Below are 21,561 nucleotides of genomic sequence, written 5' to 3' on the forward strand. Positions count from 1 at the left end.
CCGGGCCTACGCAGGTCTGCGTATCGACAACCGGACGGATCGGGCGTCTCCTACCCGTCTCCACCCCGCTCGACCGGCGAAGGAGCACTGATGACGACCTCGACCCCCGCACTCGACGAGAAGGCCCTCGAAGACCTGGTCGGCAAGGTGATCGGTGATCTCGGCGGTGCGCTGACGATCCCGCTCGGCCTGCTGGGCGACCGGCTCGGGCTCTACCGCGCCCTCGCCGGCGCCGGCCCGGTCACCGCCGGTGAGCTGGCCGCGGCCGCGGGCGGTCTGTCGGAGCGGTACGTCCGCGAGTGGCTGCGCGTGATGGCGGCCGCCGGTTACGTCGACTTCGTGTCCGGCGACGACGCCGAGGAGGCGCGCTACCGGATGACCCCCGAACAGGTGGCCGTGTTCACGGACCCGGACTCCCCGGCGTTCGTCGTGGGCGGGATGCAGAACATGACGGCGGCGACGCGCGCGCTCGACCGGCTCACCGAGGCCTTCCGCACCGGCGAGGGCATCGGCTGGCACGAGCACCATCCCGACATGTTCGAGGGCACCGAGCGCTTCTTCCGCCCCGGCTACCTCGCGCACCTGACGACCGAGTGGATCCCGGCGCTCGAGGGGATCGACGAGCAGCTCCGCGCCGGAGCGCGCGGGGCGGACGTCGGGTGCGGATTCGGCGCCTCCACCGTGATCCTCGCGAACGCCTACCCGGCCTCGCAGTGGCTCGGCGTCGACTACCACGCCCCGTCGATCGAGTCCGCCCGCGACCGCGCGGCCGGCCTGGACAACGTGGCCTTCGAGGTCGGTGCCGCCGACGGGCTGAGCGGCGAGTTCGCCTTCATCGGGTTCTTCGACTGCCTGCACGACATGCCCGATCCCGTCACCGCGCTGCGCTCGGCCCGCGCGGCCCTCGCCCCGGGTGGCGCGGTGCTGCTCGTGGAACCCATGGCGTGGGACTCGGTGGTCGAGGGCCTCAACCCCCTGGGCAAGGTCCTCGCCGCCGCATCCACCCTGATCTGCCTGCCGAGCGGCCTCTCGGCCGACCCCGCCACGGGCCTCGGCAACCAGGCGGGCCCCGCCCGGACCTGCGAGATCGCCCGCGAGGCCGGCTTCACCACCGCCCGCGTCGCCACGAGCACCCCGCTCAACCTGATCTACGAACTGCGATAACTCCTCTGTGAGTGGCGCCGGGGGACGGTCGACGGCGGAGCCGGCGGGGTGGGTGAACTCAGTCGCTATGGCGACTATTGCCACTCACGAGGGGTCCAGCTCCGGGGCGAGGTAGGTGCGGGCCCCGTGGCCCGCCAGGGCGGCCAACACGGTGCCGGAATCGCCCGAGGCGACCGCCTCGTAGAGGTGGCGGTGCCGGTGCGCGCCCTCGGCGGGGGAGCGTTGCTCGGCCTCTCGGCGCATATTGGCGGCCATGTAGAGCTGCAGCTGCATGATGATCGGCTCGTAGGCGCGCAGCAGGTGCCGGTGGCCGGCGAGCGCGACCAGGGCGAGATGGAACTCGCGGTGCGCGTCCGCCCGGTCCAGCGGCGCGTCCGCGACGGCCGCGCGTTCCATCCGCTCGGCCGCCCGCTCCAGGACGGCGAGCCGCTCCTGGTCGAGGGGGACGGCCAGCGCGGTCTCCACGGCGTAGCGCTCCAGCGCGTCCCGGAGCCCGAACAGCTCCTCCATGTCGTCCGCCGAGAGCTCGGCGACCCGCACCCCGCGCCGCGGCAGGTGCTCCACCAGGCCCTGCTGCCCGAGCAGGCGCAGGGCCTCCCGCACCGGTGCCCGGCTGATCCCGAAACGCCTGGTCAGCTGCTCCTCGACGAGCCGCTCACCGGGCCCGATCGTGCCCCGCAGGATGTCCCCCCGGATCCGGTCGAGGGCGAGCTCGACCAGGCTCTGTGCGCCGAGCCCGTCGAGCGGGATCTCAGCGGTCACGGGTGGCCTCCTGTCGGTGCGGGTGGGTGCCAGCCTAGGCGGCGCTCACCCCGATGAGCGTCCCGACCAGGAACGTCGCGCCTGCCGCGATCACTCCGAACATCAACTGTCGAAGCCCGCCGCCCCACCACGTCCGCACGGTGAAGCGCGACGAGATCGCCCCGGCGACGAACAGCCCGACCGCCCCGACCCCCAGCGCCAGCCACAGCGACGACGACCCGAACAGGTACGACAGCAGCGGGATGATGCCGCCGATCGCGAAGCACACGAACGACGATCCGGCCGCGGTCCACGGCGACGGCTTGTCGTCCAGGCTGACGCCGAGCTCCTGGCTGACGTGCACCCGCAGCGCGATGTCGGGGTTCGCGCTGATCTCCTCGGCCACCTTGCGCGCGGTCTCCTCGGACAGGCCCATGTCGCGGTACTCCTGCAGGAGCTCGGCCTGCTCCGCGCGCGGGTGCCGGGCCAGCTCGCGGCGCTCGACCTCCGCCTCGGCGTCCACCGCCTCGTTCTGGGTGCCGACCGAGGCGAACTCGCCCAGGGCCATCGAGAAGGCGCCGGCGACCAGCCCGGCGATGCCCGTCAGCACGATGACCTGCCGGTCCGCCCCGCCGCCGCCGACGCCGGCGATCAGCGCGATGTTGGTGACCAGCCCGTCCATCGCCCCGAAGGTGGCGGCGCGCAGCCAGCCGCCGGAGATGTCGCGGTGGTGGTGGTCGTTCTGATGTTCGGCCAGCTCTGCCTGCTCCGAAGACTGCGCGGACTCGTCCACAGGGGGAGCGTAGGCCGCCGACTCGCGGGCGGGGCCCGCCCCGCCGACACTGACCGGATGGAACCGCTGTGGCTCTTCGCGGACCAGCTCGGCCCGCACGTGCACGCGACCGCGGAGATGCGTGACCGCGAGGTCGTCCTGGTCGAGTCCACCCGCGCGCTGGCCCGCAAGCGCTTCCACCGCCAGAAGCTGCACCTGGTGCTGTCGGGTATCCGGCACCTCGCCGCGGAGCTGGGCGACCGCGCCCGCGTGATCAGGGCCGACACCTACCGGGAGGCCCTCGAGCAGGTGGGGGAGCCGGTCGTCGTCCACGAGCCGACGTCGTTCGCCGCTGCCGATCTCGTGGAGCGGTTCCGCAGGGACGGCCTGGTCGCCGACGTCCTGCCCACCCCCACCTTCGCCCTGCCGAGGAAGGACTTCCAGGACTGGGCGGGTGACCGCGAGCGGTTCCGGATGGAGGACTTCTACCGTGCCCAGCGGGTCCGTTTCGAGGTCCTGATGGACGGCGACGAGCCCGCCGGCGGCCGCTGGAACCTCGACGCCGAGAACCGCGAGCCCCCACCGAAGAAGGCGACCCTCGGCGTGAAGGAGCCGTGGTGGCCGGAGGAGGACGAGATCGACAGGCAGGTCCGCACGGACCTCGCGGACGTCCCGTCGGTCGGGGCCGACGGCCCGCGCCTGTTCGCGATCACCCACGCCGAGGCGAAGAAGGCGTTGCGGCACTTCGTGAAACACCGCCTCGGCAGCTTCGGTCCCTACGAGGACGCCATCCTCGAGCAGGACTGGACGATGGCCCACTCACTGCTCTCCGTGCCGTTGAACCACGGTGTCCTACACCCGCTCGACGCCGTGCACGCCGTGGAGGAGGCCTATCGGGCGGGTGAGGTGGACCTCGCCTCGGCGGAGGGCTTCATCCGGCAGGTGCTCGGCTGGCGCGAGTACGTCTGGCACCTGTACTGGCGCTTCGGGAAGGGCTACACCCGCCGCAACGCCCTGCGTGCCCACACCCCGCTGCCGGAATGGTTCGCGTCGCTGGACGCGGACGCGGTCACCGCCGCCTGCCTGCGCAGCGCGCTGCAGGGTGTGCGGGACCGCGGCTGGGTGCACCACATCCCGCGGCTGATGGTGCTCGGCAACCACGCCCTGCAGCGCGGCTACCGGCCGGCCGAGCTCAACGAGTGGTTCCGGACGGCGTTCGTCGACGGTTTCGAGTGGGTGATGCCCGCCAACGTGATCGGCATGAGCCAGCACGCCGACGGCGGCATGATGGCCACCAAGCCCTACTCCTCCGGCGGCGCGTACATCGACCGCATGAGCGACCACTGCGGAGGGTGTGACTACAACCCGAAGAAACGAGTGGGCGACGACGCCTGCCCCTTCACCGCGGGCTACTGGCAGTGGGTGCACCGGCACCGTGAGCTGCTCGGGGCGAACAACCGCACCGCCCGGTCCGTCGCGACCATGGATCGGCTGAAGGACCTCGACGCCGTCCTCGACCAGGAGTCCGCCCGCGAGGCGTTCTGAGGATCCCCTCACGGTCCCTTCAGGCGGCGGCGATACCGTTCCCTCGTGACGAGGGGCCGTGTTCTCGACGTGGTCGGCACACTCGCGCGGCTGGGACTGGCCGCGGTGTGGCTGGCGTCCGGCCTGCTCAAGGCGCTCGACCCGGCCCAGACGTACGTCGCGGTCAAGGCCTACGACGTGCTCCCGACGGACGGCGTGAGCATCGTCGCCGGGATCCTGCCGTGGTTCGAGCTGGCACTCGGCGTGCTGCTCCTGCTCGGTGTGGGCACCCGCGCGGTGGCCGTGCTGTCGGCGGTGCTCCTGCTCGTGTTCATCGCGGGTGTGTCCCAGGCGTGGGCGCGCGGGCTGAACATCGACTGCGGCTGCTTCGGCGGCGGTGGGGCGGTCGAGCCGGGCCAGACCCAGTACGTCCAGGAGATCGTGCGCGACACCGGGTTCCTGGTGCTCGCCGCCTGGCTGATCGTGCGACCCCGCACATTCGGCGCCCTGGAGAACCTGATCGGTCGTGCGGCCGAGCCGGGTCCTCGTCATTCCAAGGTCGGGTAGGGAAGGGAACGGACGTGGGCGGAGCGGATCGCCGGGAACGGCAGCGGCGGCAGGAGGCGGCCCAGGCGCGCCTGCGGGCGGCGGGGATCACCCCGAAGCGCGGCGGCCTGAGCGGCAACGCACTGGTGCTGACGATCGTCGCCGTCGTGGTCATCGCGGCCATCGTCATCGGCGTGACGATCACGCTGAAGAACAGGTCCGCGGCCGCCGCCGGGCCGGCGGCGACCTACCCGGTGAGCCGCAGCGGCGTCGTGGTCGCGGCCGGTCAGGCCTCCGCGCCGGTCACCGTGGACGTGTACGAGGACTACCTCTGCCCCTACTGCGAGCGCCTCGAGACGACGTACAAGGACCAGATCACCACCGCGCTCAACGCCGGCCAGATCAAGGTCAACTACCACGCCGTCACGATCCTGGACACCCGCACCACTCCTGCGGGCTACTCCACGCGCGCCGCCAACGCCGCCCTCTGCGCCGTCGACGCCACCATCTGGCCGCAGTACCACGCGGCCCTCTACGCGGCGCAGCCCGCGGAGGGCAGCGCCGGCCTCACGAACGACCAGCTGACGAAGACGGGCACCGACCTGGGCGCCCCGGCCTCCTTCGGCCAGTGCGTCGCGGCCAACGGCAACGCCGCCGCCATCACCGCGGCCACCAAGGCCGCGGAGCAGACCCCCGCCCTCCAGACCGACGGCTCCTTCGGCACCCCGACCGTCACCGTGAACGGCACGAAGGTCGACCTCAACAACAGCAACTGGCTCCAGGGCGCGATCAAGAAGTAGCCGGTCCCGCCGCGGGGACCCCCTCGAAGGGCCCCCGCGGCGGCCGTGTAAGGTTCTGTTCATCGCAAGGGGCTGTGGCGCAGCTGGTAGCGCACTTGACTGGCAGTCAAGGGGTCAGGGGTTCGAATCCCCTCAGCTCCACCCTTCTGACCAGGCCCGATGAGTCTCCCGACTCTCGGGCCTGTCGTGTTGTGGCGCGGGATATGGCGCGAGTCGGCTTAGTCTCGCGCCATGCCACCCGCCCCGCGCAAGCGCCGTTCGCGACAGCGCGGTGAGATCGCTCCGCTTGAGAGCGGCTCCTACCGCGTTCGCGTCTACGCGGGTCAAGACCCGATCACCAAGAAGCGCCACTACCTGCAAGAGATCGTCCAGCGGGGCCCAGACGCCGAGGACGAGGCGGAGAAGACGCTTCGTCGGCTCCTCGTGCAGGTCGACGAGCGGCTGAACCCGCGTACCTCGGCGACAGTGCGCCAGCTGTTGGAGAAGCACTTCGCCCTGCTCGAGGTCGAGCGCACCACGAAGGCGACGTACGAGAACCTCGCCCGCACGCACATCGTGCCGCTGATCGGCCCCGTGAAGCTGGCCGCGCTTACCGCAGAGGTCTTCGACTCCTTCTACGCCGAACTTCGTCGCTGCCGGCTCCACTGCAAGCGCCGTCGGATGATCGAGCACCGGGTGAAGGCCGTGCACGACTGCGACCATCGCTGCCATCAGCACGTGTGCAAGCCGCTGGCGCAGTCGACGATCCGACAGATCCACGTGATCCTGAGCGGCGCACTGAGGCGCGCCGTCCGCTGGAAGTGGTTGTCGCGAAGTCCGATCGAGAACGCGGAGCCGCCGAAGCAGCCTCCTGGGAACCCACAGCCGCCGACCTCCGCCGAAGCTGCTCGGATCCTCAACGCGTCCTGGGAGGACCCGGACTGGGCGGTGCTTGTCTGGCTGACGATGGTGACCGGCGCCCGCCGTGGCGAGCTGTGCGCGCTGCGATGGGACGACGTCGACCTGGTGACGGGCACCCTCCGCGTGCAACGGTCGATCGCTGAGCTCAAGACGGAGACGTGGGAGAAGGACACCAAGACCCACCAGCACCGCCGAATCGCGCTCGACCCGGAGTCCATCACTCTGCTCACGGCCCATCGCGCGCGGAGCACGGAGCTCGCCGCAGCCCTCGGCTACGAGCTGGCGCACGACGCCTTCGTCTTCTCCCACTCGGGCGACGGTGCGGCGCACATGAACCCGCGGACGATCACTCGTCGATACGGACGTCTCGTGCAGCGCTTGGGCATCAAGACGACCTTCCACAAGCTGCGCCACTACTCCGCTACCGAGCTCATCGCGGGCGGCGTAGACGTACGTACGGTCGCGGGCCGTCTCGGCCATGGCGGCGGGGGAGCGACGACTCTGCGCGTTTATGCCGCCTGGGTGTCGGAGGCCGATCAGCGCGCGTCGACCGGCTTGCTCGACCGCCTTCCTCGCCGCCCGGTCGGAGATCCTGGTGTGGTCGGTGCCGACGAGCTATTCGCCCAGAACCCGTACCAGCTGACCGCGATGGACCTCCGCGCCCAGATCCTGGACGGCACCATCGCCGCCGGGTCTGCCCTACCGACGACCGCCGAGGTGGCGAAGAGCTATGGCATCGCGATCGGCACAGCGAACCGGGCGCTGGGTTTGCTGCGGGAGTGGGGACTGATCGAGCCGCGGCGCGGGGTACGTGCGGTGATCTGTGCGCTTCCGCAGGCCAGCGAAGAGTCCGCTTCGGCGGAGTGCGTTGACGTCGTGCCCGACGAGCGGTCGACCCCGCAAGACCCGCCGGTCGTTGTTCTGGAGACGAGCGTCGATGAGATCCCGTACGCGGAGATCCGACCGACTGCTGCCCCAATGATCGGCACCGGCCTCATCGAGCTGGTGCTCCGTCGCCGAGGCGAGGACGTCAGCAAGGTAGTCACGGCTCCGGTACCGATGGACCCCGGAGCACTCCACCGTCTTCTCCTCGACGGGATCAACCGCATCGGCGGCACAGCCGCCCAGATCGGCGACTATGAGCTCGAGTTCCGCGAGTTCGGCAGCACCGACTCGATCCTGACCTTCGTGGCATAAGAGGCGGCTTCGCCGTCGGACCGCCTCCGGCGGGCTGTCTTCTGTGGTGGGCCTGCCTACCCCGCCCGGTCTCACGCACAAGGGCGCTGACGCGTCTGCTGGCGCAGACCGCCCTCCGGGCGGCCCTTGTGCGTGAGCCTCGCCGGGCGGGGTCGGGCGCGGAAGGGCAAGGGCGGGCGCTTCGCACCGCGCCCCGCAATCAGCCCACCACCACAGCAAGGACGCCCCGTCCACGGGCTGGTTGCCGATCCCGCCGGGAGGCCGCCGCCATGACCATCGCCCACGACACCGAGGAGACCACTCAGGACATCCTTCGACAGGCTCTCGGACTCACGCCCCGGCGCCCTTACGTCTGGAACGGTAAGGACCTGCTGCAGCCCTGCCAGGATTGCGGCCACAACCCGCTCCTGGAGATCCCGGCAGGACTTCCGGCCGGCGACCCGGTCGCCGACGTCGTCCCGGACCGCGAGGCGCTCAAGGTGGCGACGCGAACGGTCTCGATGCTGGTGGACGTCCTCGACCAGCGCCGCGCGCCCCGTCTGGTCCGCGACCGAGTCCACCCGCGAGTCCTGCGCTACCTGCAGGCCCTGCCTGTGGACGGGACCGGATCGCACGGTGGAGCACGCCTGATCAGCATCCACCCGGTCCAGGCCCACGAGGGCGCGGTGGAGGTCGCCGCTTCTATCCGCCTCCGCGCCCGCCGCCGAGCGCTGGCAGCGTCCTTCGAGCTGACCGACAACTGGATCTGCGAGACAATCAGGATCTTGTGACCGACTGGCCGGGCGACCTTCCGCCCGGCCAGTCCGACTTCAATCGACATGGTGGGCATCGCGATCAGTCAAAGTTCACGCCGCGACGGAGCCCGGCCGTGATGGCCGGGAAGAGGTGCCCGTGCGCGAGGGCCCAGAGCGGGCAGATCAGGCCGCGACGGAGCCCGGCAGTGATGGCCGGGACGAGCTGGTCGGACGTGCTCACCGAGCAGCCCTGTCCGGCCAAGCCGCTACGGAGCCCGGCCGTGATGGCCTGGGAAGAGCGGCCGAGGTGTCGGCAGGCGCGCTGGTCACTTCCGGCCGCTACGGAGCCCGGCCGTGATGGCCGGGAAGAGGACTTCCCCATCCACGCTTCCTCCACCTGCACCCAGTCGCCGCTACGGAGCCCGGCCGTGATGGCCGGGAAGAGAGCCCGAACGCGATGATCGCGTAGCTCGCGCTGATCAGGCCGCTACGGAGCCCGGCCGTGATGGCCGGGAAGAGCGTGACCTGCGCACCCGCCTACACCTTTCCGGACCTGGCCGCTACGGAGCCCGGCCGTGATGGCCGGGAAGAGTCGCCCAGGGTTTCGCTGGCCTGCGGGTGGAACGGCCGCTACGGAGCCCGGCCGTGATGGCCGGGAAGGGGGCCTGCTGCTGCACCGGCGAACGTCCAAGCCCCCGCCGCTACGGAGCCCGGCCGTGATGGCCGGGAAGAGCACTCACAGGTCTACCTCCGGACCGACGGGCACGGTGCCGCTACGGAGCCCGGCCGTGATGGCCGGGAAGAGGAGCCGATGCGTCTCACTGCTGGGGCTGGTGACCTTGCCGCTACGGAGCCCGGCCGTGATGGCCGGGAAGAGCGTTCGGGACGTAACCCTCCCCCCCCTAAAGAACCACTGGCCGCTACGGAGCCCGGCCGTGATGGCCGGGAAGAGGGCGTGATCCACCTTCCCCTCCCCCACTGAACAGCAGCCGCTACGGAGCCCGGCCGTGATGGCCGGGAAGAGCCGCGGCCGTGAGGGATAGGTTCGCTGCCCCGGTCGCCGAGCCGCTACGGAGCCCGGCCGTGATGGCCGGGAAGAGGTGCGGGCCCGCTCGATCGTCCACGTCGAGCGGAACGTGCCGCTACGGAGCCCAGCCGTGATGGCCGGGAAGAGCCCCGTGCATCACGTCCAGCAGGATCGACTGCTCGATGCCGCTACGGAGCCCGGCCGTGATGGCCGGGAAGAGGCGACCACATGCTGGCGCTGATGGACCAGCGGGTGCGGCCGCTACGGAGCCCGGCCGTGATGGCCGGGAAGAGCCGCCGGGATGGTGTCCGGGCAGTGTCCGCATGATCTTGCCGCTACGGAGCCCGGCCGTGATGGCCGGGAAGAGAGCCGGCCAGATCCTTGAGGACCTGCGCGAGACCCTCGCCGCTACGGAGCCCGGCCGTGATGGCCGGGAAAAGCCGGTGCGGTCACCAGCACAACGAATGCCACTACGCCAGCCGCTAACGGAGCCGGCCGTGATGGCCGGGAAGAGTGCTCGATCACCCCGCCGGCGTCGCCGAGGGTGTCGGGCCGCTACGGAGCCCGGCCGTGATGGCCGGGAAGAGCACCACACCGGACGGCGCGTGCACCCCCGACAGCCCGGCCGCTACGAGGCCCGGCCGTGATGGCCGGGAAGAGCCGACTGCACCGGACAGCCCGGCCTGGAGCTTCGAGGGGCCGCTACGGAGCCCGGCCGTGATGGCCGGGAAGAGACCTCGACCGCCCAGTGCTTCGCCTGGTCGACCTGGAAGCCGCTACGGAGCCCGGCCGTGATGGCCGGGAAGAGCCGAGGGTCCAGTCGGTCGCCGCGCCGTCGGAGTTGTGGCCGCTACGGAGCCCGGCCGTGATGGCCGGGAAGAGGAGCGCGCTCAGGGGCTTCTTGTGACCCTCACGCTGCTCGCCGCTACGGAGCCCGGCCGTGATGGCCGGGAAGAGGACGGCCACGATCTGCTTTGCCAAGGCCATAAAGAGCTGCCGCTACGGAGCCCGGCCGTGATGGCCGGGAAGAGATGACGTCTCGTGGACGAACCCGGAGCAGCCGCCCGAGCCGCTACGGAGCCCGGCCGTGATGGCCGGGAAGAGTTGCCGATGGGCAGTGGCATTGCCCGGAGTGCGGCAAGCCGCTACGGAGCCCGGCCGTGATGGCCGGGAAGAGACCTCCCGCCCGTCGGGCAGGGTGCGGACGACGTAGTCGCCGCTACGGAGCCCGGCCGTGATGGCCGGGAAGAGGTGAATCCGTTCTGCAGGCCGATCGCGTGCGCCTTGCCGCTACGGAGCCCGGCCGTGATGGCCGGGAAGAGATGTTGTTCAACGACGCGAAGTACTGGCCGGCCATCTGGCCGCTACGGAGCCCGGCCGTGATGGCCGGGAAGAGCCCGTCGATCACGATCACCGGCGCCTCCTCGGGCAAGGCGCCGCTACGGAGCCCGGCCGTGATGGCCGGGAAGAGCCGCGGCAGGGCCGGCAGGGACTTCACCCACCGCAGGCCGCTACGGAGCCCGGCCGTGATGGCCGGGAAGAGGAGCGGGACGCCGCCCGGCGGGCCGCCGACGAGACCCAGCCGCTACGGAGCCCGGCCGTGATGGCCGGGAAGAGATCCCGTCCGGCCTGTGGGAGGGCGACGAGTTCTTCTTGCCGCTACGGAGCCCGGCCGTGATGGCCGGGAAGAGCAGATCCCCGAGAACGCCGTTGCCCGTCTGGAGGGGCCGCTACGGAGCCCGGCCGTGATGGCCGGGAAGAGGGGCCGGATGCTCCCGACCCCGACGCCGGCCACGACGCCGCTACGGAGCCCGGCCGTGATGGCCGGGAAGAGCGCGTACGGGTGGCGGCGGCTGCCCGGCTGGCAACCCGCCGCTACGGAGCCCGGCCGTGATGGCCGGGAAGAGGACGAGCGGGCCGAGCGGCAGCGGGTGCAGGCGGAGGCGCCGCTACGGAGCCCGGCCGTGATGGCCGGGAAGAGGCGGTGGTGAGCGACACCCCGATCTACGACGAGATCCGCCGCTACGGAGCCCGGCCGTGATGGCCGGGAAGAGCTGCAGCAGCGGCGAGGCGTAGTAGCGGACCACCGCGCCGCCGCTACGGAGCCCGGCCGTGATGGCCGGGAAGAGGTGTCCCAGCGCCGCATCGGGCGCGTCGGGAGCTGCAGGCCGCTACGGAGCCCGGCCGTGATGGCCGGGAAGAGTCGCCGATCAGCACGGTGATCGCGCAGAACACGTCGCCGCTACGGAGCCCGGCCGTGATGGCCGGGAAGAGGACGCGAGCGCGCGGCCCTGGCGGGCGAGCAGCTCGCCGCTACGGAGCCCGGCCGTGATGGCCGGGAAGAGACCATCCGCCTCGGCGACCGCCTCGGCCAGTTCAAGGTCGCCGCTACGGAGCCCGGCCGTGATGGCCGGGAAGAGGCCGGCACGACTCCGACCGCGGGCACCGCGAGCAAGATGCCGCTACGGAGCCCGGCCGTGATGGCCGGGAAGAGGAGCGGCTCGACGACTACTGCGAGAAGCGGAAGTGGCCGCTACGGAGCCCGGCCGTGATGGCCGGGAAGAGGATCGAGGCCCGCGTGAAGACCCTGGAGGAGGCCAAGCCGCTACGGAGCCCGGCCGTGATGGCCGGGAAGAGCACCGGCTCCCTGGATGCCCTGGAGGCTGAGGGACAGGCCGCTACGGAGCCCGGCCGTGATGGCCGGGAAGAGCGGCCGGGGCCTCCACGGGCAGGCCGTGGCGGATCATGCCGCTACGGAGCCCGGCCGTGATGGCCGGGAAGAGCTTCCAGGGCCACATCACCCTGGAGTTGTCCAACCAGGCCGCTACGGAGCCCGGCCGTGATGGCCGGGAAGAGGGGTCCAACCCCGGCGGTGCCGGGCACGGCGTGGTGAAGCCGCTACGGAGCCCGGCCGTGATGGCCGGGAAGAGCCCCGTGATGCGATTTGCACAGCGACTCGCACCATGACGCCGCTACGGAGCCCGGCCGTGATGGCCGGGAAGAGGCTGCGAGGACTGGTGGTCCAAGGTCGACCACGACCGGCCGCTACGGAGCCCGGCCGTGATGGCCGGGAAGAGGCCCGCCCCGTCGAGGCCTCCACGCGCGCCTCCAGCCCGCCGCTACGGAGCCCGGCCGTGATGGCCGGGAAGAGCGGCGCCTGGAGCAGGACGGGGTGGCCGTCACCAGCGAGCCGCTACGGAGCCCGGCCGTGATGGCCGGGAAGAGCAGGCGCACGCGCTGGGGGAGACGTGGCTGGGGCAGGCCGCTACGGAGCCCGGCCGTGATGGCCGGGAAGAGCACCACCAGGCTGTGGGAGTCCTTCGCGGTGATCGTGCCGCCGCTACGGAGCCCGGCCGTGATGGCCGGGAAGAGGTGGCACCGCGGCGGCAGCCAGCAGGGCGTACTTCTGGCCGCTACGGAGCCCGGCCGTGATGGCCGGGAAGAGAGCTCGCAAAATCTGGTGCGGTTGACCAGCGACTTTACGTCACGTCGCGAGCGCTGAGTGGAACCGCTGCGCATGTAGCCGCCGTCGAACGCGCCGGGTATGGCGCTGGCTTCGGTGACCAGGGCGCGAGCGCTTCCCAGGGATTTCGTCGGCACCTTAGCGCTCGCTAGACGATTCTCGAGTCCGTGGTGGGGAGGGGGCGGTGTTGCCCGACGAAGGTGAAGCGTGCGCTCGTCACGTCGCCTAGGTCGACGATGACCACCGAGTCCTGTCCCATGTTCATCTCGGATTCGAACTGCTGTCTCGCGTGTACGAGCTCACTTCGGCTGAGGTCGCAGATGAAGACTGAGTACTGAAGCCGCTCGCCATACTCCTCCATGGTCTTGCAGACCCGTCGTAACCGCTTGGGGTCGGCGATGTCGTACGCGATGAGGAATCGTCTGCGCGCCATGTTTACCTCGTCGTGAACGGCGTGTATTCGGGTATCTCACCGGTCAGGTGGGCGGCGAGGAGGCGTGCTTGGACGTCGAGGGCCCGCCGGTAGCTGACTCGGTAGCCGAAGACCGGGTGCTTGATCTCGTGGCTCATGCGTCGCTCGTATGCTCGGATCACGGCGCGGCGTCCCTCCTTGTCCAGCTGACACCCACCGGCTCGCCGGGTGAAGTGCTGAGGCCGGACCTCGCCGTTGTTGATCACCTGGATCACGGTGCTGTCCGCGATGAGCGGCCGGAACTCCTCAGCCAGATCGAGGGCGAGGGCAGGGCGCCCATACCGTGGCCGGTGGTAGACCCCGAGGTACGGGTCGAAGCCGACGGCGTATGTCGCGATCACGAGGTCCTTCACTAGAAGTGCATAGAGGAAGGACAGCAGCGCGTTGACCGGGTCGGGCGGTGGTCGCCGGGCGCGGCCGTTGTCGTCGAAGGAGCCGATGTCGATGCCCGTTGTCGGTGTCAGCATTCCGGTGAACTGCCCGAAGTAGAGGCGCGCGGCCGTCCCCTCCAGTCCGAGCAGGGTCGGGTATCCAACAGCTGTTCGGGACGACTGTGCGAGATCGAGGAGTTGCTCGACGGTGCGCGTCGGGCTGACTCTGCTGTTGCGGCGCAGCAAGGTCCGGCTGTTGCGGATCTTTCCCTCGATCATGGCCGAAGCGACCGCCAGGGTTTGGGGGGCGGGCGCGGTGTACTGCCCTCGTCGCAGCTCGACGTGCTTCCCGGGGAGCCCCTCGGCCATGCCGGAGAACCAGCCTCCGTAGGAGAACCAGCACACCGGAATCTCGCGGGCGAACATCTCGCGCATCGCCTGCGCGCTCACGCTGACGTTCCCGTACAGGCACAGTTGCGACACGTCGATCAACCGGTAGCTGCCGAGGTTGTCGGAGCCCTGGGTGATCTCGAGACGACCGCGACGGACGCCGACTACGGCTCCCTGCTCCATCACGTAGACAGGCCGGTTGTCCGGGCTGGCGGCCATGATGCCGCGTGGCCGTTTGGGGGCTGTAGCGCGTGTTCTGAGGGTGGTGATCTCGTCGGGCAGGCAGAGCCCGACGAGCGAGCAGCGCGGACACTTCGGGCTGTCGACGAGTGGCGGTGGCGCCTCGTCCGAGCCTGCGACCTGCCATAGGTCGGCGAGGGTGCTACGACTCGACTCGATGGCGTCGTCGTCGATGGGCAGGGCGACCCGGGTCCGGGTTTCGGCGTACCAGATCTCGGCGTTGGCGACCTTGTAGCCGGCCTCACGGAGGAGCAAGGCCTGGAGGCGCGACTGTGCGACGTCGGCTGGCCACGGCTTTCCGTTGCGGTCGGGTCCTCCCTTCTTGTAGTCGACGGGTGTGACAGCGCCGTCGGAGCCGACCTCGACCACGTCGATCTTGGCGCTGACACCAAGCGCGGTCGAGCTGAGCCAGTAGCTTCGCGACCGTCGCCCGCCGAAGCGTTCGAGGTCGTCTTCCGGCTCCGGCAGGTCGCCGCCGGGTTCGTCGACGACGCGGTGGACGTAGAGACCTTCCTCGACGTCGTCACTGGTCGCGAAGCGTCCCTGGACCCACTCGAGGTGGAAGAGACGCCGGCAGTAGACGAACTCGTTGACCATCCGGGCAGGGACGGTCTCGGGTAGGGCGGGGTCGTCGGGCCGGATGGTCATCGAGGAAGTGCCTCTTCAGGCTCAAGGGGCTGATCGTTCGGAGCCAGGACGCCGGCGAAAGTTCTGCCAGCCAGTCGCCGACGAGAGGCGTGAACGATCCGGAAGATCGAGAGCAGCCGTGCGAGCTCCGGCGGGTCGCCTGGTTCCGCACGCTTCATCACCGGGTGGCTGAGCAAAGCTCGCACCGCGTCGAGCTCGAGAGGAGCTGACCACAGTGGATAGATCAGCCGCTTCGGCCCGCGGGGGAACGCCTGCCAGCACGTAGTGCGAATGTCGCCGTTCTCGGCGGCGGACACCATCAGAGGGTAGGCCATGAGCGCCAGCCATGTCGCGCCTGGGACACCTCGCTCAGCCGGCTTTCCGTTCGGTGAGTCCGTGGCGTCGTACAGAACGCGGTGGTCGAGGTACTCGCCAGAGACACCGGGATAGCGGCGCCACGAGGTGAGCGCCTCGCGCAAGAGTTCCGGGTTGCGCCTGACCAGGCCCAGTGGCTTGTCGAGCATGGTCCGCATCGACTGCTTGCCCGACGGGGCGGCGAACAACGTGATGTCGACGCGACCCTTGTCGTCGACGCTCAGATCGGTGACCAGGCTCGAGAGCCATCGTTCGGCGGCCCGTCCGCCGTCGCGCGCGACTGCCTCGGCGAAGCGGGAGAAATCTGGGCGGGGAAGACGCAGCTTGTCCGGCGCCTCACCGGGGGGCGGGAAGTCGGAGGGGAGTCCGGGCAGGACGCCGTCCTCCGGGATCGCGGCGACGATGCCGATGAGCTCACTGACGACGTCCTCGAGGGTGAGGTCGACGTTGTGCAGTGCGGCGGTGCCGGTCTCGGGTGACCAGGCCAGGGTTGGCCGATGCGCCGTGTGCTCTGTCATGAGCCGAGCGGTGCCGAGTGCGGCAAGGAAGCCCAGGGGGCTCTCGCCATGCAGCGCCGGCAGCGGGAGGCTTGTCATGATCCCTCTCCTGAGACTGTGGTGTCGGCGCATCGGACGACGGCTTCGAGGAGCGCCAGACCCCATCGGCCGTAGCGCGCGTTGAGACGGGCGAAGCGCGCCGGCTGCTGGAGGTCGACCGTCTGGTCAGAGCGCACGACGACCTTGTGCTCGCCGAGAGCGACGCCGATGTCGCGAGGGTCGTTGTCGGCAACGAGCCATGCGAGAGGGCGGGCGTATCCGTGGTGACTGGCGATCAGGTGCAGGAGCAGGTCGACATCACCGTGGTATCCGTCGTCGAGGTGCCGGAGGTGCTCCTCGACGAGTGCAGCGGACCAAGCCTCGTGGCGCGCTCCGGTGGGAAGGCCGCTGCGGCGAGCCGCGTCGCGCCATGCGTTGCGGTTGACCGGATCCATTCCGGACTTCGCCAGTGGCTCGCGTGCGAGGGCGGCGGCCGTCGCGTCCCCACCATGAAGCATCGCCTGGAATCGGTCCTCCACCTTCCCGAGGTCGTGCCATCCGGCGGCGTCCTCGACGACTGCGGCCAGGTCCAGCGACAACCCGAGTGCCCGGGCAATGTCCCCGGCTCGCCGACGCACCGCCAGATGGTGCGCTTCGAGCGTCACCTGAGCCGGAGCGGCCGAGCTTGCGCCGGCATGTTCGTCGTCGCCCTCTGTGGGGGCAGCAGCGCCGCGTGGGCCGCTCAGCAGTACGGCCCACACCTCGGGCTCGCCCCATCGATCATCGGAAGGATCCGTGATCTCGACTCGCCGGGGCGAGCGGGTGCGCAGCCACGCAGCCAGTTCCCGCCACGTCGTCTCCGTCCACCCGAACCGGCGCAGACCCTCGACAGGAAGGCTGTCGGCGAGGCTTTGCATCACCCCGACGTCAACAGGCTCTCCCGTAGGGAGATCGAGAAGTCGGGTTACCTGCTCCGTGCCGATTCGATCCAGGCCAAGGCGAGCTGCGAGGCCGGCGTCGAGGCGAAGAGCCGCGGGGAGCGCCCCGCGGCCCGGTGCGAACGACGCTGCCTCGCTGACATCCGCGACCAGGCCGCGGTCGGCGGGAGCCCACCCGTACTCGTCGAGACCTCCCCGCTCCGTGGGGACGACAACGAGGTCGCCTGGGCGCAGCTGCTCGGCATCGATCCACGACCAGCGCGTCGGTGCGTCCGTCCGAGCGCGTCCGGTCTGCCTGCTGGCCCGCTGCGCCAGCACGCGGAAGGGATCGGCGACGGGCTGCTGTCGACCGAGCTCCTCGCCGGAGATGTCCACGTCGCTGACGGGCTCCGGGGACTGCCCGCCGATCCAGCGGCGGGCGGCGACGAACGGAATCTCCACGATCTCGGGAGACCTTGGCGGCCATTGGGTCAACAACGCGTCGAGCCGCTCCGCCGGCAGCTCGGCGTCCCCGTCGAACGGATCGTCTTCAACGAGCCCCTCTCGCCACACCATCTGGACGGCAGGGGCGCCGCTGTCGAAGCCGTGGAGGAAGGGCGCCACGGGCGGGTCGTTGAGCGGAACTGGCGCGGTCTGGACCCAGGTGTCCAGCGTCGGCCCCAGCAAGACTGGAACGCCGCGGGTCGCACGGAGGTAGCTCCTGTCGGCGAACGCCGATGCGGTGTGCGCTCGACAAGCCAGGGGCGAGACGTCGATGTCCCCTGTCGCGCCCTCGGCGAGGGTCGTCAGGGTTGACCACGTGGCGTCTCGGGCCGCACCGTAGACGGGTCCGTCCGTTGTGCCGTCGTGGACGACTGTCGCCACGGCGTGGCCATCGCCCGGGAACCGGTCGGAGAACAGGCCCAGCCTGTTCAGTCGGCCGAGGCGCTGGACGAGGGCGTCCCACGAGGCGGACTCGGTGATCAGCGCGTCGGCGTCGAGGTTGACCCCGACTTCCACTGTCTGAGTGGCGACGAGGACCGCAGGAACGTCCGTCGCTCGCCGTCTGACACCGAGCAGGCGCAGGACGCGCTCCTGCAGGCCCGGCCGGTCGATCGGACGGGAGCGCCCGATGAGGAGCTCGCAGTCTGCCTCCGGCAGGCCTGCCCGCAGCTTGGTGAACACCTCGCGGGCCCGATCGACCGTATTGCACACCACGAGCACTGCCGGTGCTCGGCCACCGCCGGATAGGGCCGAGACGGCCTCGATGGCTTGTGCCGCAATGTCCTTGGCCGAGCCCTTCGGGGTGGACTCGACGAGGCGAAGCCCCTTCCCGGCGTTGAGTCTCCGCCAGGCGACGGCGGTGCCCCGGTGCGCGTCGACATCGAGCGCGTAGGTCTCGAAGGTCGGTTCTGCGGTTGCGGACAGCCGGACGGTGAGCGGGTCGGGGACGGGTAGCCCCAGCTGGTCCCGCTGTGAGGCGGCCCCGAACGTGGTCAGCAGCGCCGTCGCGAGGTGAGCCTCGTCGACCATGATCAACGAGTCGGTGCCCACCAGGGCGGCGTCGAGGGGCTTGCGCCGGTCGGAGACCCCGTAGCCGCGGAACAGGAACCGACTTCCGACCTGGTCTACCGTGCCGAGGACGATTCCGGGCCGGTCGGGTCGGTCCATCCACGCTGCCGCCCACGTTGTGCCCCCGCGCATCCTCGTGACCGGCAGGAGGTCTCCGGAGGCGGTGGGAGCGAGCGCGCGGAGCGCCCTGGCCACCCGCGCCATGGCTCCAGCTCCGTTGGTGGCCTCCTGCAGCAGCTCCGAGAGACGGGTCGCGTGCTCGAACGCCTCGTCGACGACCAGGCGGCGGTCCACGACGAAGAAGATCCGACGCCTGCCGGCTCGCTCCGCGCCAGCCGTTCTCGCCGTGGCTGCAGTGACGAACACCGCAATGTCGATCATGCTGGTCTTGCCCAGGCCCGTCGGCACGTCGACCAGATCGGGCCATCTGCCCTCGGCGAGAACCCTCCCTGTCAGGTCGAGCTGCCAGGGGAAGGGGTCGACGCCGTGGACTGCGCGGAAGAACTCGGGAAAGTCCTCGGCACGCAGCGCCGGGTCACTAACGGTCATCGTCGGCTCCTACGGGGGCGAGGAGGCCGATGCCCAGATAGCGGCCGGCTCCGACGAGCACCGGGCCGGACACACGTCGATCGAAGGTGACAGCGATGTGCCGGTAGGGCCGGCCCTGGGCGCGCCTGGGGAGGTCGGGTGGTCGTATCCGAGCCGCACCCCGAACCAGGGGCTCTTTGCTGATCGCGATCTCGAGCGGTTCAGGGAGGCCAACCTTCCGCAGGCCCGTGCGGATCTCCTGCTCAACGGCTTCTGGTCGCTTCGGGAACCGATCCAGAACGACAGGAGTCGCGCTGACCCAGCGTCGGCTGCCTCGGCGCCAGCGCTGCGGGGAGGCTCCCCAGGGCCGGTATACCTCGGCGGGCTGGAGCAGTTCGACCTTGCCGATGGGCGGCACGTTCAGCGTCATGGTCCCTTCGACCTCGCCTCGGCGAAGGCCCCCGACGGCTGCGAGGACCGCCCGGCGCTCGGCCGGAGGTAGGTCGGGGACGGCGACGGCGAGTCCGAGAAGGTGCCCGTCGGAGTACTCGCCTCCGACGTCGGGCAGAGCCAGAAAAGCGACGTGGGGACGCCCGTCGGCGCCGTGCCCGTGGAGCGCCGCCGGCGCCGAGTCCCCGGCGACCGCGAGCACCGCCTTGCGCAGCGCGGTCGTGAACGGGACGGTCAACGACGCCTGTGGGGCCAGGCCGGAGAACCTCAAGGTCACCAGCTCCGTGTAGACGGACGGGATGACCGCCTCGGTCTCCGCAGGAGCGGCGGATTCGGCAGACCGACGTCGATACGGCTGGTAGCGGCTGGCCTCCCAGGCCTGCCGGTCCGCGGCGAACAACGAGTCCAGCTCCGAGAGGAAACCCGGGTAGGGGATACGCACCATGTGCTCGCGGTCGAGCAGCGAGCATGGCTCGAACACCACGAGTTCTTCGGGGCACTCGTCGGCAGCGGCTGCGGCCGCGACGAGGGCAATGCCCGTGGATCGGCCCAGGTAGGGAATCCGACGCGCCATCCTGTCGAGGGCCTCGACGGCCCCGGCCGGTGCCTCCTCGCACCAGGTGATGCGAACCGTGGAGGCCGCGGGGATCGACGAACTCCGGACCCGCAGGCCGTTGGTGCGACCGGGGTGGGACTGGTTGCCGCCCTTGGCGCTGACTGCGTTGACGACCACGTAACCGCTTCGGCTGGTCTCCTGCGCCTGCCCGGCGGCGATGATCAGCGGCGGATCCTGCCGCTCCAGCCACTGCAGTGCAGCCCGGTCGGTCTCGTCTCGGGCCGCGGCGACCAGCGCGCAGTACAGCCGCGCGGGGTGGGGCGGCCATTCGGCCCGCCGTGGATCCTCGGGGTCGGCGGCGTCGTAGACGCCCGACAGCAGATCGATCGAGATGGTGACGCCCACGGTCAGGCCTCGTCCCCGTCCGCCTTGGTGAGCGCGTAGTCGATCGCCTGCGCGAGCGCCTTCGACGGCGTCAGCGCGACGGGTTCCAGTGCAAAGGGCAGACCCTGCTTCTCCGCCTCGGCCACGGCAAGCCCGTAGAGGTCGACGGCATCGGAGGTCGTCAGTGTGAGGCTCTCGGTCGCGCCCCCGCGCAGGACCCAGTCGATCCGCTCGTCGGCGACGACCAGCTCGCAGCCGCTGCGGAGCCACAGGGACGGCCCCCCGAACGCCAGCCGGTCCGCGACCAGGGCATAGGCCGCGAGCGCTGCGCGTGCGGCGACCGCCGCCGAGCGTGGCTGGGAGCCGAATCGGATCCGGTCGAGGCCGGCGAGCGAGAGCGTGGCGAAGCGCTGGGCCGAGGTGATCGTGACACCTCCGTGCTGTGCGTTTGGAGCAACGTTGCCGTGCCCGATCTCGCTGAGCTTCTCGTCCTTGGCCTTCTTGGCCGAGATCGTGAACTCCCAGCTGTCGGCCGGACCCTTCCGGGCCCCGGACAGGTTTGCTGGATCCATCCGACCGGCGTGACGAGCACCGGTCGCCGGGCCCCATCCCACGATCTCGCTGGAATACACCCGCGGGAACTTCTGCTGGCGGCCCTTGCGGTGGCTGTTCCAGGCCCCGTAGATCAACGACCCGGGATCGCGGCTGTAGAGCGCCGTCGCGTCGGCGAGTGAGGCGGAGAGCAACTCCTTGCCGAGGCTCGTGCGGTCGAAGGCCTCTCCGTCCAGCAAGCTGTCGCGCAGATAGGCGTCGGCGTACCGGTGGGGGAACTCCAACGAGGTCAGGACCAGGGGAGCCGCGCCCGAGTGGTCGATCTGCAGAAGGGGCACTTGCACTCGGCCCTCTCGGTACGCCCGGAGCAGCGCCTCCTCGGCTCGGTTTGCCTGGGACGGGACCTGGTCGAGAACGACTGCGTTCCGCGGCTTGCCATCAACGACCCGGTCCTCCAGCAGGTAGATGGACTCTCCGGTCCTCCCACCGGGCGCGGGGAACGTCGGCGGGAAGACCTTGCTGCCGTCACCGCCCGCAGCCTGGTACGTCGTCGTGATTCGCAGGATCGCCCGGTTCCCGTCGAGACCGACGGCGTTCAGCAGCGCGTCGTACCAGTCCTCGGTCGTTGCCATCAGCAGGCCCTTCGTCAGATGGAGGATGATCGGCTCCGCACTATGGAGGTGGACACCGACAAAACCAGGTTCGTGTCATCAGGGCTGATGA

General features: G+C 70.5%; 14 protein-coding genes, 1 tRNA gene and 1 CRISPR repeat array. Of the genes, 7 read left to right on the forward strand and 8 right to left on the reverse strand.

Annotated features, from left to right (window positions below; all coding sequences use genetic code 11):
• Nucleotides 1-90 precede the first annotated feature (90 nt).
• A complete protein-coding gene (locus tag ABD324_RS11875) occupies nucleotides 91-1,164 on the forward strand; it encodes a class I SAM-dependent methyltransferase (RefSeq protein WP_344415527.1) in 1,074 nt (357 codons plus the stop codon).
• Nucleotides 1,165-1,248: 84 nt separating this feature from the next.
• Here ABD324_RS11875 and ABD324_RS11880 read toward each other — a convergent pair whose 3' ends face one another.
• Together ABD324_RS11880 and ABD324_RS11885 are read right to left on the reverse strand one after the other, a co-directional pair.
• Nucleotides 1,249-1,926 (reverse strand): GntR family transcriptional regulator, encoded by a 678-nt coding sequence (locus ABD324_RS11880; protein WP_344415529.1) that lies wholly within the window; start codon nucleotides 1,924-1,926, stop codon nucleotides 1,249-1,251.
• 34 nt (nucleotides 1,927-1,960) lie between these two features.
• Nucleotides 1,961-2,698 (reverse strand): VIT1/CCC1 transporter family protein, encoded by a 738-nt coding sequence (locus ABD324_RS11885; protein ID WP_344415531.1) that lies wholly within the window; start codon nucleotides 2,696-2,698, stop codon nucleotides 1,961-1,963.
• Between the two features lie 57 nt (nucleotides 2,699-2,755).
• Between ABD324_RS11885 and ABD324_RS11890 the strand changes: the two genes are divergently transcribed.
• The 6 genes from ABD324_RS11890 (at nucleotide 2,756) to ABD324_RS11915 (ending at nucleotide 8,414) form a co-directional block, all read left to right on the forward strand.
• Nucleotides 2,756-4,222: a cryptochrome/photolyase family protein gene (locus ABD324_RS11890; RefSeq protein WP_344415533.1), complete on the forward strand. Its 1,467-nt coding sequence runs from the start codon at nucleotides 2,756-2,758 to the stop codon at nucleotides 4,220-4,222.
• Between the two features lie 45 nt (nucleotides 4,223-4,267).
• Nucleotides 4,268-4,768, forward strand: a complete 501-nt coding sequence (locus ABD324_RS11895; RefSeq protein WP_344415535.1) for a MauE/DoxX family redox-associated membrane protein — start codon at nucleotides 4,268-4,270, stop codon at nucleotides 4,766-4,768.
• Between the two features lie 14 nt (nucleotides 4,769-4,782).
• Nucleotides 4,783-5,547 (forward strand): DsbA family protein, encoded by a 765-nt coding sequence (locus ABD324_RS11900; protein WP_344415537.1) that lies wholly within the window; start codon nucleotides 4,783-4,785, stop codon nucleotides 5,545-5,547.
• Between the two features lie 68 nt (nucleotides 5,548-5,615).
• A tRNA-Ala gene (locus tag ABD324_RS11905) sits at nucleotides 5,616-5,688 on the forward strand.
• Nucleotides 5,689-5,778: 90 nt separating this feature from the next.
• Nucleotides 5,779-7,644: a tyrosine-type recombinase/integrase gene (locus tag ABD324_RS11910; RefSeq protein ID WP_344415539.1), complete on the forward strand. Its 1,866-nt coding sequence runs from the start codon at nucleotides 5,779-5,781 to the stop codon at nucleotides 7,642-7,644.
• A 269-nt stretch (nucleotides 7,645-7,913) separates the two neighbouring features.
• Nucleotides 7,914-8,414, forward strand: a complete 501-nt coding sequence (locus ABD324_RS11915; RefSeq protein ID WP_344415541.1) for an Rv3235 family protein — start codon at nucleotides 7,914-7,916, stop codon at nucleotides 8,412-8,414.
• Between the two features lie 79 nt (nucleotides 8,415-8,493).
• A CRISPR array of direct repeats spans nucleotides 8,494-12,850; the repeat unit is 36 nt; unit sequence GCCGCTACGGAGCCCGGCCGTGATGGCCGGGAAGAG.
• A gap of 166 nt (nucleotides 12,851-13,016) precedes the next feature.
• Here ABD324_RS11915 and cas2 read toward each other — a convergent pair.
• The 6 genes from cas2 to cas7g are packed head-to-tail and all read right to left on the reverse strand — an operon-like array spanning nucleotide 13,017 to nucleotide 21,470.
• Nucleotides 13,017-13,301: a CRISPR-associated endonuclease Cas2 gene (cas2, locus tag ABD324_RS11920; protein ID WP_344415543.1), complete on the reverse strand. Its 285-nt coding sequence runs from the start codon at nucleotides 13,299-13,301 to the stop codon at nucleotides 13,017-13,019.
• A 2-nt stretch (nucleotides 13,302-13,303) separates the two neighbouring features.
• The gene (cas4g/cas1g, locus tag ABD324_RS11925) at nucleotides 13,304-14,989 is read right to left on the reverse strand and encodes a CRISPR-associated endonuclease Cas4g/Cas1g (RefSeq protein ID WP_344415545.1); all 1,686 of its coding nucleotides are present in this window, start codon (nucleotides 14,987-14,989) and stop codon (nucleotides 13,304-13,306) included.
• Nucleotides 14,986-15,939, reverse strand: a complete 954-nt coding sequence (locus tag ABD324_RS11930; RefSeq protein WP_344415547.1) for a type I-G CRISPR-associated protein, Cas3-extension family — start codon at nucleotides 15,937-15,939, stop codon at nucleotides 14,986-14,988. Before ABD324_RS11930 ends, cas4g/cas1g begins: the two co-directional genes overlap by 4 nt.
• On the reverse strand, nucleotides 15,936-18,917 hold the full coding sequence (cas3g, locus tag ABD324_RS11935; protein WP_344415549.1) for a type I-G CRISPR-associated helicase/endonuclease Cas3g: 2,982 nt from the start codon (nucleotides 18,915-18,917) through the stop codon (nucleotides 15,936-15,938). The genes ABD324_RS11930 and cas3g overlap by 4 nt, the downstream gene beginning before the upstream one ends.
• Nucleotides 18,907-20,307 (reverse strand): type I-G CRISPR-associated protein Csb2, encoded by a 1,401-nt coding sequence (gene csb2 / locus ABD324_RS11940; RefSeq protein WP_344415551.1) that lies wholly within the window; start codon nucleotides 20,305-20,307, stop codon nucleotides 18,907-18,909. The genes cas3g and csb2 overlap by 11 nt, the downstream gene beginning before the upstream one ends.
• Nucleotides 20,308-20,309: 2 nt before the next feature.
• Nucleotides 20,310-21,470, reverse strand: a complete 1,161-nt coding sequence (gene cas7g / locus ABD324_RS11945; RefSeq protein ID WP_344415552.1) for a type I-G CRISPR-associated RAMP protein Csb1/Cas7g — start codon at nucleotides 21,468-21,470, stop codon at nucleotides 20,310-20,312.
• Between the last annotated feature and the right edge of the window lie 91 nt (nucleotides 21,471-21,561).

This window comes from Pseudonocardia ailaonensis (genome assembly GCF_039531635.1).
Classification (GTDB): domain Bacteria; phylum Actinomycetota; class Actinomycetes; order Mycobacteriales; family Pseudonocardiaceae; genus Pseudonocardia; species Pseudonocardia ailaonensis.

What these genes read in the sequence shown, in the direction of transcription:
- ABD324_RS11875 (WP_344415527.1), top strand. Translation starts at nt 91, where the DNA reads ATGACGACCTCGACCCCCGCACTCGACGAGAAGGCCCTCGAAGACCTG.
- ABD324_RS11890 (WP_344415533.1), top strand. Translation starts at nt 2,756, where the DNA reads ATGGAACCGCTGTGGCTCTTCGCGGACCAGCTCGGCCCGCACGTGCAC.
- ABD324_RS11910 (WP_344415539.1), top strand. Translation starts at nt 5,779, where the DNA reads ATGCCACCCGCCCCGCGCAAGCGCCGTTCGCGACAGCGCGGTGAGATC.
- ABD324_RS11915 (WP_344415541.1), top strand. Translation starts at nt 7,914, where the DNA reads ATGACCATCGCCCACGACACCGAGGAGACCACTCAGGACATCCTTCGA.
- cas2 (WP_344415543.1), bottom strand. Translation starts at nt 13,301, where the DNA reads ATGGCGCGCAGACGATTCCTCATCGCGTACGACATCGCCGACCCCAAG.
- cas4g/cas1g (WP_344415545.1), bottom strand. Translation starts at nt 14,989, where the DNA reads ATGACCATCCGGCCCGACGACCCCGCCCTACCCGAGACCGTCCCTGCC.
- ABD324_RS11930 (WP_344415547.1), bottom strand. Translation starts at nt 15,939, where the DNA reads ATGACAAGCCTCCCGCTGCCGGCGCTGCATGGCGAGAGCCCCCTGGGC.
- cas3g (WP_344415549.1), bottom strand. Translation starts at nt 18,917, where the DNA reads ATGACCGTTAGTGACCCGGCGCTGCGTGCCGAGGACTTTCCCGAGTTC.
- cas7g (WP_344415552.1), bottom strand. Translation starts at nt 21,470, where the DNA reads ATGGCAACGACCGAGGACTGGTACGACGCGCTGCTGAACGCCGTCGGT.